Here is a 16975-nt window from a genome sequence, read left to right on the forward strand (position 1 = left end):
TTTATCCTGGAATCAACAGGATGGTGAGAATGGCAGAACGGAATAACTGGACGCGTGAACAAACCATGATGGCGTTCGCACTGTACCGAATCCTGCCCTCTGGAAAATGGGACCAGCATAATCTAACTATTCAGAAACTCGCAGACCATATCCATCGTTCGCCTTCAGCAGTTGTTTTCAAGCTCGGCAATCTAGCCTCCCTTGACGAGAACAGGATGACCAAAGGCCTAACCAACCACAGCAAATTAGACCAAAAAATATGGGACGAGTACGCGGAACGCGGCGATGCTCCGGTGTTCGAATCTGCCCAGCTGCTGGCATCGGCATTGAACGGCGCGGACGACCATCCCGACACGCACGCCGATTCCGTCGTGGAACAAATCGTCGCGCCACGAGTCGGCTACGACCGTCCGGCTGTGGTCACAGAACGAATCAACCAGCAGTATTTCCGCAACACGCTTGTCCACAACTACCGCGACCGTTGCTGCATCACAGGAATCGCGATCGACCCGCTGCTCATCGCCAGCCACATCAAACCATGGAAGGATTCGTCTCCAACGGAGAAAGTGGCCGCATCGAACGGCCTGTTGCTGAACGCGTTCCACGACAAGGCTTTCGACCAGGGTCTGATCACCCTCGACAACGATTTCGCGATTCATGTCTCGCCGCACGTCGAGCACACGGAGATCAATGACGAATGGCTGTACCGTTACGATGGACGGCGCATCTCCCTACCTGTCGTCTGCAGCCCATCCCGAGAATTCCTCGAATTCCATCGAGAGCATATTTATCAACTTTGATTCCGAAGCACCCCTACAATTAGCTATCACGGTAATCCCCGACGAGGAGGAATATGTCTAAAACAGCGAAATCAGTCAAAGCGATTTGCAGGAAATACGATAAGTTCCTATGCGTCGAATCCCCGGACTCAAATGCACTGCTTTTCCCATCGATTGCAGTTTCCAGCTTTCGCAAGCCCGATATAGAACAGGCGCTGGAAAAGCTTTTGGAAATCACAAATAATGACGAGCTCGCAATCAGCAGGCAGCTCGCCGAAGGACAAAGTACGAATCCACGTTATTATCTTTGCTATTGCGATTACGAAATCAACGTCCTTGCCAACGGACAGCGTGCCATCTGGCTCACTCAGCAAGAAATGGCATACCACAAGTGGATTCCGGAAGACCAGAAGATGGCAGACCTTGTCATGTCTCCGCTTTTCGAAAAAAGTCCCTATACAACGAAGACAGCAGTCCAACTACGGGCCAACGATGCGGTTGGCAGAACATTGGAAGAAATCGATTTCAACAACACCGAAAAACAAGGGAATAAAAGCTATCCAGGCAATGTAATTGAACATGTCTGGTTCGACCATCCCGCCGACAACATTTCTGCCCCCGATTTCCCCGAGGCTGAAGTCGAGCTTAAAGTCTCCCCAATCGATATCAAGAAAAGCAAGGATGGTCCTTCTTGCATTGCAGGAGAAAGGCTAGTACTCAATACCATCAATTACGCTAAAGAAAGCACTGCCGATTTCAGGACAAGTTCGTTTTGGAAGAAAAACAGATTCATTGAATTAATGCAGTATCTGCGTCGAATCGCCTCAGAAAAAGGGCAGTCTGAAGATAAGCGCAAATATAAGATCGAATATGCCCACCTTTTAGCTATGGACTGTTTTGCAGAACCCAATTTTCCGCAAAACAGTCTCCTGCCTCTCAGCGAAGCGACCATGCTCAGAATCGAACAGGATTGGAACACGATTCATCAGTTCATAGTCGAAAACCGGGCGGATGAACTGACCGAAGGTATGACCGATACCCTTGCAGCATGCACTAAAGGAGCGAATAACAAACAGAAAAGCAGGCAGAGCAATGGTGCAAGAGCAAAATCCAGAGCTTACTGTTTCAAACAAAGTTTCATGACGTCACTTTTACAAAACTATGCATCTGATGTCCACGAAACGACTTCTCTCATCAAAGATATAAAGCAGCTGCAAAACAGAAGCTGCGATAGCATTATTCTGGATTATTTCAACCCTTTTAAAGGAAAATCATTTACGGAAATCGCGGAACAATTCCATTTCACCATACCTAAAAACGCATCTCCTAAACAAACTAATTTCATGCTGGTTGAGCATATGCTTGGTTCAAATACCAGTATTTCCAAAGACCCCAATGATGATTACGTATCGTTTGACGCCGAAGAGCTTAAAGGCATTCGAGTCAAAACGCTGCCGCTTTTCCATGGAAAACCTTCCGAACAATTTAAGGTCCAATCCATTCCCGATTTCAACGATCTAATCAATCAAAAATGGGATACCGATAACTGCGCCCTGCATCAACTTCTGGAAACCACAAAATTCCTCGTCTTTGTTTTTGACAGCCAAAACCCCAATGAAAAAGACAAGAATCCAGAAAACATCTACTTTAAAGGTGCCGCATTTTGGTATATGCCGGCATCCGATATCGACATAGTCGAACAAGTCTGGAAGGAAGACGTTGAAAAACTCAGAAACGGAGTGACTCTTCGATACAAGGGCAATCGAGTTTACAATAACTTCGTCAAAAGCTCTGCACATCGCGTAATTCACATGCGTCCGGATGCACGCAAAGCACAGTACAACAAGCCGACGCTCCGTGCGCAAAATTCCCGTAAACTGCCCGCAAAAGCGCACTGGATAAATAGGCCTGCCGACCATGAACGCTATACGGAAGAATATATGACCAAACAGGCTTGGTGGATTAACGGAGCTTATCTCTATAGCCAAATAAAAGACAGACTATAAGCGTTTGACGGACACTGCCCTTGCATGGCAAAGTCCGCCAAACACCCGTTCCTACCGAGAACCATAAGCCCGGAAACCTTGGGATTCCAATCTTTCATTCGATTTCGACATTAACCGTCTTTGCATGGGCTTTCGCTATGCTACGTCGCTCATTTTCGATAATAGATCGAACGTCCGCAAGCAAATCATCTGTCACCTCAGGCTTCAGGACATCACCATCGATGGCTTCACGCATCCTTCGTTCTTTGTATTTCAAACGTTTGTATACCCGGCTATCGATAAAACCATATTCCGTCGGATCATTAATGGTTTCCATGATGTGATAGCGCGTATATTGACCATCCGGTAAACCCAAACGATGGATACGATCTCTCGACTGCAACATATACGTCAGATTGAAATTAAATTCAAAATAAACGGCATCATGCACAACATCTTGCAACGAAACCGATTCGCCCAACGTCTGAGGATTGGATACAAGCACCGCAGGCCCATTCGGGTTACGGAAATCAGCAATAAAATCTTTACGGACATCCACTGGAGTCTCGCCATAAATCAAACGATTATCTATATCGGAATCATCGAGACGCGAGGAAATCTTTTGCAAAGTATTGACGAACAACCCCCAAACAATAACCTTCTTACCCTGATTTACAAGATCTCGAATCAGCTTCAGTCCTTCTTCGAACTTCGGCGATTTCATATTATCCAAATCAAAATCTTCATAACACTTATTCGAAAGAATCGGAGTGACGGCCGTTTCTTCATGCATTAATGCCCGATTGAAGGTCTTCTCATCTATTTCTTCAGAATACTCTCCATTGGATTCCAAACCCAGAGTTCGGAAATCAATCTTCTCTTTCAGTAAAGAAGGATTTGTTGATGCTTGCATAAGCCTAATCAACTTTGCCAAACTGGATTTTTCCTGCGTCCAAATCGCGAGCGCCAACTCAAGTTGTCCAGATGAAGCGGGAGCTTCAATAATGTCATCAGGGTCAGCGGGCGGTACCCCAAGTTGGCCCTTATTCGTTCTCCAGAAGAATGGGTACAGCTTTTCATTAATCCGATCGACTAAATACTGATTTGCTTTCGATAATTCAGGAACGTCCCAGCCAAAGAAAACCGGATATTCTTTTTTGTACAAAAGATGCAAGAAGTTATAGATATCACAATACGAATTAGGAATAGGCGTACCTGTCAATACATATCGGAAAAATGCTTTATCGCACAAATCCATGGCGGCAGTTGCTCTAGTTGCATTAACGCCTTTAATCCTATGGACCTCGTCAAAAACAATCATTGTTTGCCCATCAATCAAATCGATAAGCTGGTCATGGTATTTCGGGAGGGATTCATAATTGACAAGGACCAAATTCGAAACCGCCCATCGTCTACGTAAATCGCCGTCAAAATTTCCATCCTGAACATCAACGACTCGCAGCTTTTTCTTAGGACCAAAGGTCTTTTGAAATTCGCTTTTCCAGGATTCGAAGGCGTTGATTGGAGAAACCACCAAAATCCTGCTAACGAATTCACCAAACTTAGCCTTACCGCTATTGAGATAAGCGAATACGCCCAAGACCATTGCCGTTTTACCGGCGCCGGGAACCGAAAAATTAGCTGCTCGTGCCATCTTGTACATATAGAAAGCCGACTGCAAATGCAAAGTCTTCAATGGACGACTTACTGATTCTGAAATAACATTACGGAAAAGTGCGAACTCATCTTCGAATCGATTAACATTTTCCTTAAGAGCAACGCCCATGTATCGATACTGTTCAATTGAATATCGTTGCTGTTTCAAATCTTGTTCTATGCGCGGATCAATCCAGAAGGCAACTTTGCCTTCCGCTCTTTTCCGAGTTTTCTCTAGACATTGTTCAACCACAGCATAGGGAAGATCATCAAGCATTTGATGCGAATGCTCTTTAAAATATTTCCCTCCCCAATCTCCTCCTATTCTCAAATGTCTGTCTCGTTCGGATCTCTGCTCTTCTGTGGTATCAATGAACCAGACGTCTCCGTCCTTATAGATAAAAGCCCATCCCTCAAAACCTTCAGGCAACTGCGAATCTTCCTTCTGATCAACCATGCCGGGACAATCCTCCATTCCCTGATATTGAGCGAGTTGTTCATATACCAAATCACTCACGTCTTCGGTAATCACCCCATCTTCGCGAGAAGACCATAGCCGACCAAACCGATCAACCTCCGCTTGCAGACGCTGCCTGACACGACTGCTCTCATCCCAACTTACATCCACAATAATCGACTCATAATTCGAACTGAGTCCGCCTGTCGATTCATTCGCGGATCCCGAAAAAAGAACTTTATTTCCTTCCGAATCCTCCAGTAACCCGAATTTGTCGTGGAAGATTCCTTTGCCCTCCTTCAAAAAGGCAATTTTCACATCCGCTTTTTCTTCTGCAATCAGTTTTGCCAACAACCCTAAATGCTTTTGATCAATATCATCGGCATCCTGACATTGCAGTTTTTCCCTAAGACGATTACGCCACTCATATCCTTGTTTTATTTCATCAAAATCGGTCTCGCTGATGTGACTGGATAGCAACAGCTGATAACGACCATCATTACAAGCCAATTGCTCCAGCCCGGCGGCAAGTAGCTGAATCCCTTTAAGAGAAAAATATGCCGATACCCTGCAATATCGTTTCGCCTCAGACAACGTTGGAATCAGAAAAGAGTCAACCACCTGTTGATCCGTTGTCTGATACTGCGTATCAATTTTCAGAGACAAGAAGCTCATAGCAGATTACCCGTCTGAGATAAAACATCATAATCCTTACGAACGATCATTCCGATTTTCTCCAAATCCGCAGCCACGTCCTTGGATTGCTCCACCGTAAGGTTTTCCAAAGTAGCAGTATCAATGCTTTCAAGCGATTCCACACACGCACTTACAGTTTCGACTACTTTTTGAAGCTCGCCTCTGTACTCGTTCATCTTTCCCAAACGTCGACTAGACCGCATAAAATCATTCGACGCAGCCTTAATCCCTTCGCTCGAATTCAGAATCTGCGAAATCTGAGATGCATCAGAGACAGGTGTATCCTGGAAAGCATCATATATCGTGTCAACATTGTCTTCCGTAAGACAAACCCAATCATCCTTCTTGGAAACCATGGATTGAAGCTCTTTACGAATAAGACGTGTGATATCTCCACCCTCATTCGCATCCGTCCCAGAATAATGCATCGACAGCAAAGCGAAAACCGCACTCTTGACTTCCCCATCGTCAAGTAGCTTATTTTTGTCGAGAACCCTTCTCACCTCATTCATCGGTCCGTCAAGCCGAAGCTCTTTGGCAATGTAATAAGCGTCCCTCGGAGCACCAATAAATTCAAGATACGAAGAAATCAGCTTCGCTTCCTTAATATCGTTGTTTATTCCCCTTGCTCGTTCTTTGCCGATACTTTTCGCATACTCCTGAGGAGTCATTATTTTTTCGACGTAAACGGTGTTATACACATCGAAAATTCGATCGATCGGATCATAGTCCTGTCGGTCTTCTTTTCCCATCTGCAAATCAAGCTCAAGCTGCTTGATTGTTTTTTTATCAACAGAATTGGTGATATCAAAATCAAGAATCGCAGCTTCAAAGTATTGTTCTATGCCTTTGCTCTTTTGAATTCGGCGCAATGCCGTAAACCGGCGATTGCCATCAATCACACGGCCGTCATCCAGCACGACACCAGGCTCCTCTTGACCTCTATCTGAAATCGATTCCTGGGTCGCCTTCATGCGCTGTTCATTCGATTTAAAGATAAAACTCTCAAACAAATCGTTATACTCAGGATTTTCATCATCCAAGGCGGGGTTCAAGACCACCTCTGGATGCCCACTAACGTATTTTTGAAGAGCTGTACTAATTCGCCCATTTTGATTGTTGTAATAAAGGTATTTAAGGGGAATACGATATATGGCCTCAAGCCGCTGCACTCCATCTATCGTGTACTTACGTCTCGCGTCGGTCAATTTAATCAGTCCATCAGCAGCGAGCTTCTTCAACGAAATCATCGCAGGCCTTTCCCTTTTTCCAATACTTTTTTCCTATTGCTTTCGCAAAGCAAGCCATAAATATTCAATCAAATATACTATGGCCAAGAATTTGATAGAGGAATATCATCAAATACTCGAATCATGACTAGCACGAATGTCTTCAAGACAATGCTTCGCCTGCTTGCACCAATTTCATTTCACATTGCCGTTCACTTTTTGATTCTCACGAATCAGTTCGGCCACATAATGTCGATCGAGCCAGAAGCATTGCTTGGTAATCGATTCGCCATTAGGCAGACGCGCCACGTCATCGCTGTTCTGCCCTTTCGGCCTTAAATGGCAGACTCCGTTGAAGCTCGCTCCAGGAAGTAAATTGGTTCCTCGTCCGTAATGTACCGACCCACCGCTCAGCATCAATTCATGCAGCCGCTCCCAGACCGGACGGACATACTGTTCGATATCCTTTTCCGGCATATTCCAAAGGAATCCTCCAACAAGACGGTCATTACCGGCCACATGTTGCGAATACGGTACCGGAGATTTAAATGAGACAATAAAGAACTTGTTCTCTTCGAAATACTCGTACAGGAACGAGTCTTCCCATTTCGCATCAAAGGATGCTAGTCCCTGCCACTCTTCCTCTGTAATCTGGCGAAAAGACATGTTTTCCTTCGGGAGCCCATCCGGATACAATACGACAGTCTTCAGCTTGGTCACATTGGCCTTGCGGAATTGTTCAATCGTATCGACGCTACGCCCTTCCGCACCAACCATTTTCATGACGAGCCGGCTCTTGCTGGCTTTCGAATCCGATTTCGAAATACCCAATCGAAGAGCGATGTCATCAACACTTCTCCCGATGTACGGGCTCATTTGTTGCCACAGGAATTCAGAAAGCGTCTGGTTCGACGGAATCGGCAAACTGTATTCCTCAATGCGGCTTACCAAAGCACGTTCGGCAATCGACGTCATGAAAGATGATTTGAAGCTGAACGCACGCTGTTTCGCACGTATCCGCGCCTTACCAGAGCCGGCTGGCGCGGGAGCATCTCTCATACTGGAAGCATTCGCACCCTTCGTGCATGCGGCAAGATAGTTTGTGTCCGATTCCGAAAGCTGATTTGCATGCCCCGAGGCAACTTTCTCGTGAATCGTCTCCCAATCATCTCGAATCGTCGCCAAATCGTTTTCATCATAATGCAAGACAACAGATTTCAAGACCTTGCAGTCCAAGCGTGATTGGGTTTTCTTGTCTTCGCGGTCATCGTAGTAGTACACCATGATGATGTTCTTCGACTTATTCCAAAACCGGGAATCTTCAAAATTTTCCTTAGGCAGATTCTCGTAATTGATGATGTCAAGGACAAGTCTCTCCTTGGCAACTGTCTTCGTACGTTTGCCCTTGCCGGAATGCTTCAGTGGGGTCACTTTAAGCTCATAACGCGTATCGCCAACGAGGATATCAGCCTCAGCATCTGAGTTGACAGGATAATGCAGAACGGATTCCTCAATGATATTGCCAAGCGAGCCCTTGTTTCCTGCCGAATCGCCACGACCTGTTTCGTCAAGTTCTCGAAAAGTCTTCCCCTCAGCTGCAATCAACAGTTTCGTGACTTCTTCCAATGATGAAAAACTACGCTCTTCGTTCAACATCGAACTAGCTCCCACATCTCTTTCGAGGCCATTCCAATTCAGCCCCAACTCTTTTGCATTTAACCACCGTAAGCCCCTTTTATAAACACGACACACTGAATTTGATCGATTCCTCATGATTAGATAAGATATTGGCCAGTAGTATCTCGAACGATCGTTCGGATCGCAAGAGTTAAAGGAGCGCGAGAGCTGTAATGAGCAAGGAAATCAAAGTCGTTGAACTATTCGCCGGCGTTGGCGGATTCCGACTTGGACTTGATGGTTACAGCAATCCCAAGTATCCCGATTTCGAGATGAAGCCAGCCGGCAATTTCCACACCGTCTGGGCCAATAATTGGGAGCCAGATGGGCGACCCACCAAACAATTCGCATGGCGCTGCTACGAAAAGCGCTTTGGCGAAGGAAGCTGCGTCAATGAAGATATCGCAGTCGTTGTCGAACAAATCAAAAATGGCGAACGTGAATTGCCGGAATTCGACATGCTCGTTGGAGGCTTCCCCTGCCAAGATTATTCGGTCGCGAAGCCCGCAAGTCTTGCATCTGGCATTGAAGGTAAAAAAGGCGTGCTTTGGTGGAGCATCAACGCCATTCTTGAAATGCGCCACCCGAAGTATGTACTTCTTGAGAACGTCGACCGACTTCTGAAATCTCCTACCGCACAACGTGGCCGCGATTTCGCGATTATTCTCTCTTGCCTATATCGCTTGGGCTATTCTGTGGAATGGCACGTGGTGAATGCTGCCGATTACGGCATGCCACAACGTCGCCGACGCGTATACATTTACGCTGAACATGACGCTCCAAAATGGGATTTGGAAAACCAGCTCTTCCATGTGGGGGTCGAAGCACGAGCTTTCCCCATCGAACCGGATGAGCGATTCGGAGCTGAACGTTTCTCCGTCAGCAAAGACCCTTATAGGTCCACGAAAGAATTCGGCATCGGAGACAAAATCTCACGATTCAAGGAAGCCGGCGTAATGCAGAACGGTAAGGTGCTTACACGCCGAGTCAAGCCCATCTACAACGGCCCACAGCGTACGTTGGGTGAATTCCTCGTACCGATCGAGCAGGTTCCGGAAGAATTCTTCATCACTGGAGACAATCTCAAGTCATGGGAATATCTCAAAGGCGGCAAACACGAGAAACGCACCGCTAGTAACGGACATGAATACGTCTACTCTGAAGGTCCCATCGCATTCCCCGATCCGTTGGATAAGCCGAGCCGCACCATTCTCACTGGAGAAGGCGGCCGTGGAGCAAGCCGCACCAAGCATGTAGTCATGCAGAATGGGCGGCTAAGAAGACTCGTTCCCGACGAGCTGGATCAGCTCCAGCGTTTCCCGAAAGGCTGGACCGACGACGGAATGACAGACGGACATCGCGCTTTCTGTATGGGCAATGCCCTCGTTACGGAAATTCCGCATCGCATCGGCAAAGTCATCGCTGAAGACAACGATTCGAAACGGTAAATCAAACGAATTCCGGTGGCTGTTGGACGGAACGGAACGTACTCCGGAATGGCAGAATCGCCATTTTGTGCCGGTTTTCATCCGTCGTAAAGCCGAGGAGCAGGAGAAATCCTATTATTTCATCGGCAGCGCGGTTGCATTGGATGATGTGCGCGAATCGGTGAACCGCAGCGAGGACGGCAGTGAGTCAAAGGTGGTCGTTTCCACGCTCAATCTCATCAAGCCGGTCGATCCGGAGCTCTACCGCCATCTCACCGGCAAGTCCGCGCTGTAATCCGCGGTCGTTTTGCAATTCCTTTTGCCTATCTCGAGTCGGATACGCCAGGCACAAGTGAGTCGTCCATCATCGGCGTCAGAAACACGACTTATCAAAATCAGACGCATTCACACAGACCATAATCAACTACACATGTTCATATGAACACTAGAGCAACACGAATTTCCAAAATAAAAAGAACACGCTCAATGTTATCTTTTTCCATTTCTTTTACCCCATGGCAGATTGCCTATATTGCAACGAATTAACGCACACAACCACAAATATGGCTTATCTTCAGCGATTTCAACGCCCATTAATCGTGATATCGTTATTCATGGACAGAAAAACTATCCACCACACATGTTCGCTTTTCATCTAAAGAGAACACGAAAACAAACATTACTCATGTTCACAAATACAAGGTAAAAGGACAAAGCCATGGCCGATAAGAACCCCATCATCACCGTAGATCTCAACATGTTCAGCCAAGACGCCGAGGCGAAGACCACTGAAGCCAATAAAGTCGCCAAGAGCCTCGGCATCAGCGACGAGGCACTCGCCAAAGTCGAAGACTTCAAACGAACGCTTACCGAGCATAACGCTTGGGATCTGCCGTTCATGGGCTACGTGAACGAGGACGGCTACGGCTACGCCTACGTACCGGACGCGGCCATCACCATGAATCCCTATTGGGACGCGCATAAGGAATTCATGAATCTGCCCGAAGACGTGCAGACCGCCTTCGCCATCCGCATGCTATTCACGCATCGTCCGGTCGATCGCTACGGCGCGGATATGTTCCTGCACTACCACCGTGGCTTCCAAGTGAACTTCATCGGCTCCGGCGCCAACAAGTACTGATCGGGATCGCCCGAATAGTTCTCGTGCACAAAACCATTCCGAAACAGACAACCCAAACGACAAGGTGGTTTGCACATATATCGAACCTATGCGCAAACCACCTTCATCGACTCATTTCGCGCCGCTACAGCTTACTGACCGTCCGCATAGGCACCCGCATCAAAACCGTCGACATCCAGACCATCTGAACCAGGACCAAATTCCCGTCCACCCGGTCCTCCGAGGAACTCACGAGCGGACATGCCATTCTCCTTCCGGGACGCATCCACAGCCTCCTGCAGCACCTGACGCACCTCGAAACCGTTAATCACGTTCTTCAGTGCCACCACGCCGTTGCCAGACGACTGGTCACGCGTATCCAGCACAAGCGTGCTCATACCGAAAATACGCTGCAGGAACGTACGCTCCACACTGATGTCAACGATACGAAACAGCTTGATCAGGTTGAATCTCTCATTCAAGATACCGGTTTTGACGCTCAATTCCCGATCGGTAAGCGTGTATACGGTGAATGTGAATGGCGTACGGCACCAATTACGCTTACGCTGCCGCCACAAGACATTGCCACTTGCAACCTTCATAGGTAATTCTCTTTCTTACCTGACCATAACGGGCCTTTATGGACCCGCCTAAGTCCACGGAATACGCCACGACTACGTGACGTATGCAACAACAATCGCAATTCTACCGGCCAGGACACCCAACTTATCTCGAATCACGGAGACAGCGGCAACGGCACGAATCGCAATCACAACCAAGAGCTCATAATAAGCGCGCAGAAGTGTTTCACAGAATGTTTCATGCATCGAAACTGGAACTTTCGGCACGAGCGCCATATCATGCTATAGGCTTGGGCGTCAGTAGCGAACTGATAAGACATATTCAACCACAACACCGCCTCACCTAGATGCGCAATGGAAAGGCATGCAATGGATTCTGGACAGGGCAGCTTCAATCGCAGGCAGGATGCCGACGATCTCACCGATTACGTCAACAACGGATGGCTCAGTTCCAACGAATTCGACGGACCGACCTTCCTGTGGAACCACATGATACGCGAAGCCAGTCGAGAAGGTTCCGACCAACGTAACGATGTGCCGGTCGCCAATCTTTCCGACGCGGACGTGGTCATCACCATGCCCATGCAATGGTATTTCGACGCCCTCGCCTCCATGGTGCCTACCGCGGAACGTACCGATACGGGCGTGGAGATTCCACGCATCGATATGCCGACGTTTTCGATCGATTCGCAGGCGCTGTCCGGCGTGGACGCGGTGGTCGGCAACGCGGTGATCAGCACGCGATGGCTTGACGCGGTCGGCAATCTCGCCAAAGCTGTGGAGATGACCGCAAGGTTCGTCGGCAATGTGGCCGACCGTGACAACGAGGGTTTCGACTACCTGAAAGATCTGATTCAGACCGTACGCGTGTACATGGATGCCGTGGCCTGCAACGCCGATCCGATGACGGGCGAGCAGGCGTTGCGCATGATCACGCAGGTGGCGTGCAATGAGGATTTCCGGCTCAACGCCATGCAGATGGTGGAGCTGCTGTCTTGCGGACTGTCGTTCGCGCAATGGGATGATACGCGCATGTTCGCCTATGACGCGTTGAACAAGGGCATTGCCGCGATGCGTGATTTCGCAGCGAAGTCCGGTAATGGCGATGCAAGCAGCACGACTGGCGACACTATGAACAGCGTCGGCAGTATCGACAGTGATGTTACGGGCGATACGGGTGCACGCGACGCCACCGCAACGCAATCGCATGACCTTCGTGATACGTCCTCTGACGCGGACAGTGCGCATAGCACGAATAGTACAGACGCTGCGGACGGCGCGGATACCGCGAACTCGATCACGCATTCCACGGGCGCTGCCGGCGATTCCACTACCGGCGGTTCGCCCACCCTCTCCCCCGAGGAACTGAACGATCTCGCCATGCTTGACCCATCATTCCTGTCCAAACAGCAGCTTGCGCAGACCGCGCAAAACCAGTTCGACCATGCCGTGCAGTTCCTGCGGCACGATCTGATGCGGATCAGTGGCGATGCCGAGGAGGCCGATCGTTTCCTGCGCGACAACCATACGTCCGAGCCGCTTGCCGACGCGTACGCGGCGCGGCTGATCGCTGCCGAACGGTGGCAGGATCTGCTGAATTTCGTCGATCTGGTGGAGCGTGACGCACCGAACCAGTGCACGGTCATGTTCCCCGAGGAAGTGGTGCCGTACGAATGGGAGTCGATTCGTGAGGCCGCTTTGGAGGCGTTGGGCCGCGGCGGAGAACTGGTCGCGATGTATCAGGAGCGGTTGGATGACACGTACGATCCCAACACCGAGCTCAATCGTATGAAGCTTCAGGCGTGGACTCAAGCCAAGGAATAGGCGGCGCACGGCTCAGCACATCCGCCGCCAGTTTCTCATCTATCGCAGGCTTCCACTCTCATTCCCATCAGTATTTCCACCATCGCTTCCACAACTGACGCGCAACGTGGCCAATTGGAACGGATGCAGGCTCAGCATCGCTCCTTGCGCCGTTCTTGCCACGGACGGATCACCGTCGGCAAAAGCCGCGGGCAATTCGGCATCCAGCCGCGCATCCTCCATAATGGAACACTCGCGTACCGTGGCCTTCCCCAAAGCGGCGTTGACGGCAAGTCTCGCATGGGCTTCGCCGCCGACCGCCTCATAGACGCGCAGTATCAGATCTCCGGAACCGTCATCGGCAAGCTTGACCCAGTCAAGCACCATGACGCCATCCACCGGGTTGAGCTGCGCCAGCGGATCGAACGCCGGCACGGCAGGCAGCACGGCCGCGTTGAGACGGTTCGCCTCGTCAAGCACAGCCGGCATACTGGCATCCGCCACAACGTTCCACGCGAACTCATGCACGCCCTTGTCAGTGTTCGGATCGGGGTATAGCGGGGACGACAGCAACGAAAGTCGAATCATCGTGCCACGCACCGGCCCGGAAGCCGTGTTCCGGTGAATCGGCGAAACGTCGGAACCGTAGGTGCTGGCGTTGACGACCGCAGCCGCATAGCCGGCATCGGCGACGCGTACGAACCGGTGCGTGCAGCTTTCGTATTTCGCCTCGTCGGAACGTGTGTTCTTCTGAATGGGCCGTTCCACCATGCCGTACTGGCATTCGTACTGCGCCCGGTCGGCCTGGATAGCCATGGGAATGTCGACTTTGAGGAATCGTTCGGATGCCCGCCAATCCACTTTGGTCCGGAATTCAAGGCTTTTCGACTTTGGCCGCAATGTAATGCAGGCATCGATGGACACCCCGTCGGCGGTGCTGGACACGTGCACGGTGGCTCCGCCGCGTTTTGTCTCCGTCACTCGTTCCACATGCGAGTCATCGATGCCTTCGGCGCTGAGGAAGGCATCGCGCTGGATGTCCCATGCGTCCCACTCGTATGGCTCGTCGCGGAGAAGCTCGTAATGCCCGATTCCACTGCCGTCGGGCACCAGTTCGTGTCCATTATCAAGGTCGATCAGTGAACGGACCGTACCGTCTGGTGCGATGATGGCACGTAGCAAACCGTTGTCAAGTATGATTCGACCGTCGTCACATGTCGTTGCGATGGTGGATTCATCGGCGACCGCGTCGGTGCCGTTCGCGTCATCATCCTGCGTTCCCACTGCCGCGGTGCGAGCAATCCACGAATCGCCATTCTTTGCCGTATATGGGACGATGGCCGCGTTCGATCGCATGTCGGCATCATCCCGCGCCGATGCGATGGAAGCACCCGCTTCAGCGGCGATATCACGCAGTCTTGTGATGTCGCGCACGTAGTCCGCACGTGCCTGCCGATGCACCCATGCGATCGCCGATCCGGGAAGAATGTCGTGGAATTGGTTCAGCAGGAGCGTTTTCCAGATACCGTCAAGTTCCTCACGTGGATATCGGTATTTTGGGTTGAACACGCTGGCTGCGGCGCACAGATATTCCGTTGTTCTCAGCAGGTTTTCTTCCCGCCTGCATCCGCGTTTCATTTCCTGTTGCGATGTCAGTGTGGCGCGATGCAGTTCCAGATACAGTTCACCCTTGAAAACCGGGGTTTCGTCCGGAGCCTCATCGACGATATCGTGTCGGACGCGGTCGAACAGTTCGTCCGGAGTGCCGAAATCGATGCTCGGAGCGCCGGCAAGATCATGGTCCCTGCGGATACGTGCGACCATTTCGCGGGTGGGACCGCCGCCACCATCGCTGTATCCGTACAGCAGTATGGCGTTGCGCGACAGGTCCTTGTCAAGGAAGTTGCGCTGGGAATACTGCAGTTCCTGCATACTTACGGTCGAGCCGTACGTGTCCGACGGCGGGAAGTGCGTAAGGATTCGCGATCCGTCGATGCCTTCCCATTCGAAGGAATGGTGGGGGAATTTCGTGGTGTCGTTCCATGAGATCTTCTGTGTGAGGAACCATTCGAAACCGGCACGACGTGCGATTTGCGGCCATGCCCCGCAATAACCGAAACTGTCGGGAAGCCACAGTCCTTTTGGTTCCACGCCAAGATGCTCACGGAAGTAACGCATGCCGAACGTGATCTGGCGGATCAGCGACTCACCTGTGGGCAGCATGTTATCGGATTCGACCCACATTCCGCCGACGGGAATGAATCGTCCTTCCTTGATGCGCTGCAGCATGCGCGCGAACAGGTCTGGATGTTCCTGTTCCAGCCACGCATACTGTTGGGCGGAACTCATCGCGTACGTGAAATCCGGATCCTCGTCCATCAGGGCAAGCACGTTGGACACCGTGCGGGCCACTTTACGGTGGGTTTCGCGCACGGGCCACAGCCATGCGGAATCGATATGCGCATGGCCGACCGCGACATGATGGATGACGCTGGAATATGCGGGTTCGGATAATACCCCGGCAAGCTTTTCCTTGGCTGGCTCCAGAGTTCCGGCGATATCACGCTCGTCATATGTGTTGAGTGATCGTTGCAGCGCTTTGGCCAGCTGCCAATATCGAGGATCATCATCCTTGAGTTCCCTCATCAGCGAGGTGACGGTTTCCAAGTCCATCAGATAGTCGAACACGTTTTGGTTGAAAGCGCACACGTCCATTGTGGTGAGCACATAGTCGGATGGACGACCGTCGGCACGCTCCCCCAGATTCATCGGCGCGAATGGCAGGTCAGCTTCGACCAGTGGATTCGATGCGGCCTCGACATATACCGTGAAACGACCGGCATCATCAAGCTCCACATTCGCCACGCCATTGGCATCGATAAGCGGAATCCAGCAATTGTCTGGATTCACCGCTTTGATGACGCTGCCGTCAGGGCGATAGCATAATCCTTCCGCTTGGAAGCCCGGGCCACGATGTCGTTTCCATCCCAGATCTACAACCAGTTCGACGGCTCTGCCTTTGACCGACTCACGGTCGATACGTCCACGAACCTCGAACCATGTGGTACCCCATATCGTGCCCCAGGCACCAGGAACCATGAAGTCGAGAAAATCCACTTTGTTTTCCCTGACACGTGCAAGAAAGTCGGCGCTCTGTTCGGGTTCGCCTTCATCGGCGAAAGCGCGTAACTGACAATGCGATAATGTTTCGTGCACATATGGCACAAGTCGTTGCCGCATCACTCGATTGACACGTCTGAGTTGCTGATCTGGAAGAAGAAACATAGCTATCCCCTTGGCACATGATTCCTATGGTGTATCCATGGTGCCACAACACAATCTCAAATCAAAAAATATCAAAGAGAAAAGTGGTTCTCAAAGCGGACATCCGGTGGAGACTCCGGATAAGGACCTTCGACGAGCCCGAAAGGCGTTGCCGGGAGGCCCGGGAGGTGATGAAAAAAATGGGGGTTCCCGGAGCGACGCCCGCCGGGAAGCCCGAAAAGAGAGGATAAAAAAGGGGCCTCCCGGGAGCCAAAGGCTCGACCGGGAGGCCCGATACGTT

At 50.4% G+C, this 16975-nt stretch carries 11 protein-coding genes; 6 read left to right on the top strand and 5 right to left on the bottom strand.

Annotation, left to right across the window (positions count from 1 at the left end; translation table 11 throughout):
- Positions 1-29 precede the first annotated feature (29 nt).
- The gene (locus OGI63_RS11905; protein WP_011743550.1) at positions 30-800 is read left to right on the top strand and encodes an HNH endonuclease; all 771 of its coding nucleotides are present in this window, start codon (positions 30-32) and stop codon (positions 798-800) included.
- Positions 801-853: 53 nt separating this feature from the next.
- A complete protein-coding gene (locus OGI63_RS11910; protein ID WP_011743551.1) occupies positions 854-2785 on the top strand; it encodes a Sau3AI family type II restriction endonuclease in 1932 nt (643 codons plus the stop codon).
- Between the two features lie 94 nt (positions 2786-2879).
- On the opposite strand, the gene OGI63_RS11915 is transcribed toward OGI63_RS11910, so the two are convergent.
- The 3 genes from OGI63_RS11915 to OGI63_RS11925 form a co-directional block, all read right to left on the bottom strand.
- The gene (locus tag OGI63_RS11915) at positions 2880-5543 is read right to left on the bottom strand and encodes an SNF2-related protein (protein WP_167524183.1); all 2664 of its coding nucleotides are present in this window, start codon (positions 5541-5543) and stop codon (positions 2880-2882) included.
- A gap of 5 nt (positions 5544-5548) precedes the next feature.
- On the bottom strand, positions 5549-6823 hold the full coding sequence (locus OGI63_RS11920) for a ParB N-terminal domain-containing protein (RefSeq protein WP_011743553.1): 1275 nt from the start codon (positions 6821-6823) through the stop codon (positions 5549-5551).
- Positions 6824-6997: 174 nt separating this feature from the next.
- The gene (locus OGI63_RS11925; protein ID WP_011743554.1) at positions 6998-8458 is read right to left on the bottom strand and encodes a Sau3AI family type II restriction endonuclease; all 1461 of its coding nucleotides are present in this window, start codon (positions 8456-8458) and stop codon (positions 6998-7000) included.
- A 194-nt stretch (positions 8459-8652) separates the two neighbouring features.
- Between OGI63_RS11925 and dcm the strand changes: the two genes are divergently transcribed.
- The 3 genes from dcm to OGI63_RS11940 all read left to right on the top strand — a co-directional run bounded on the left by dcm (position 8653) and on the right by OGI63_RS11940 (position 11047).
- Positions 8653-9927: a DNA (cytosine-5-)-methyltransferase gene (gene dcm, locus OGI63_RS11930; RefSeq protein ID WP_011743555.1), complete on the top strand. Its 1275-nt coding sequence runs from the start codon at positions 8653-8655 to the stop codon at positions 9925-9927.
- Complete coding sequence (locus tag OGI63_RS11935; protein WP_264309051.1) at positions 9857-10201, top strand: DUF3427 domain-containing protein; 345 nt, start codon at positions 9857-9859, stop codon at positions 10199-10201. The genes dcm and OGI63_RS11935 overlap by 71 nt, the downstream gene beginning before the upstream one ends.
- Positions 10202-10624: 423 nt before the next feature.
- Complete coding sequence (locus OGI63_RS11940; protein ID WP_041777375.1) at positions 10625-11047, top strand: hypothetical protein; 423 nt, start codon at positions 10625-10627, stop codon at positions 11045-11047.
- Between the two features lie 131 nt (positions 11048-11178).
- On the opposite strand, the gene OGI63_RS11945 is transcribed toward OGI63_RS11940, so the two are convergent.
- Complete coding sequence (locus OGI63_RS11945) at positions 11179-11628, bottom strand: PH domain-containing protein (protein WP_011743557.1); 450 nt, start codon at positions 11626-11628, stop codon at positions 11179-11181.
- Positions 11629-11976: 348 nt separating this feature from the next.
- On the opposite strand from OGI63_RS11945, the gene OGI63_RS11950 reads away from it, so the two are divergent.
- Positions 11977-13431, top strand: a complete 1455-nt coding sequence (locus OGI63_RS11950; RefSeq protein WP_041777376.1) for a hypothetical protein — start codon at positions 11977-11979, stop codon at positions 13429-13431.
- A 39-nt stretch (positions 13432-13470) separates the two neighbouring features.
- Here the strand turns inward: OGI63_RS11950 and OGI63_RS11955 are convergent, their stop codons facing one another.
- Positions 13471-16695, bottom strand: coding sequence for an alpha-mannosidase (locus OGI63_RS11955; RefSeq protein WP_011743560.1), 3225 nt, complete (start codon positions 16693-16695; stop codon positions 13471-13473).
- Positions 16696-16975 lie beyond the last annotated feature (280 nt).

This window comes from Bifidobacterium sp. KRGSERBCFTRI, from assembly GCF_025908335.1.

Excerpts from the sequence above, each read along its gene's own strand:
- OGI63_RS11955 (WP_011743560.1), bottom strand. The coding sequence starts at position 16,695 with ATGTTTCTTCTTCCAGATCAGCAACTCAGACGTGTCAATCGAGTGATG.
- OGI63_RS11945 (WP_011743557.1), bottom strand. The coding sequence starts at position 11,628 with ATGAAGGTTGCAAGTGGCAATGTCTTGTGGCGGCAGCGTAAGCGTAAT.
- OGI63_RS11950 (WP_041777376.1), top strand. The coding sequence starts at position 11,977 with ATGGATTCTGGACAGGGCAGCTTCAATCGCAGGCAGGATGCCGACGAT.
- OGI63_RS11925 (WP_011743554.1), bottom strand. The coding sequence starts at position 8,458 with ATGTTGAACGAAGAGCGTAGTTTTTCATCATTGGAAGAAGTCACGAAA.
- OGI63_RS11920 (WP_011743553.1), bottom strand. The coding sequence starts at position 6,823 with ATGATTTCGTTGAAGAAGCTCGCTGCTGATGGACTGATTAAATTGACC.
- OGI63_RS11910 (WP_011743551.1), top strand. The coding sequence starts at position 854 with ATGTCTAAAACAGCGAAATCAGTCAAAGCGATTTGCAGGAAATACGAT.
- OGI63_RS11940 (WP_041777375.1), top strand. The coding sequence starts at position 10,625 with ATGGCCGATAAGAACCCCATCATCACCGTAGATCTCAACATGTTCAGC.
- dcm (WP_011743555.1), top strand. The coding sequence starts at position 8,653 with ATGAGCAAGGAAATCAAAGTCGTTGAACTATTCGCCGGCGTTGGCGGA.
- OGI63_RS11905 (WP_011743550.1), top strand. The coding sequence starts at position 30 with ATGGCAGAACGGAATAACTGGACGCGTGAACAAACCATGATGGCGTTC.
- OGI63_RS11935 (WP_264309051.1), top strand. The coding sequence starts at position 9,857 with ATGCCCTCGTTACGGAAATTCCGCATCGCATCGGCAAAGTCATCGCTG.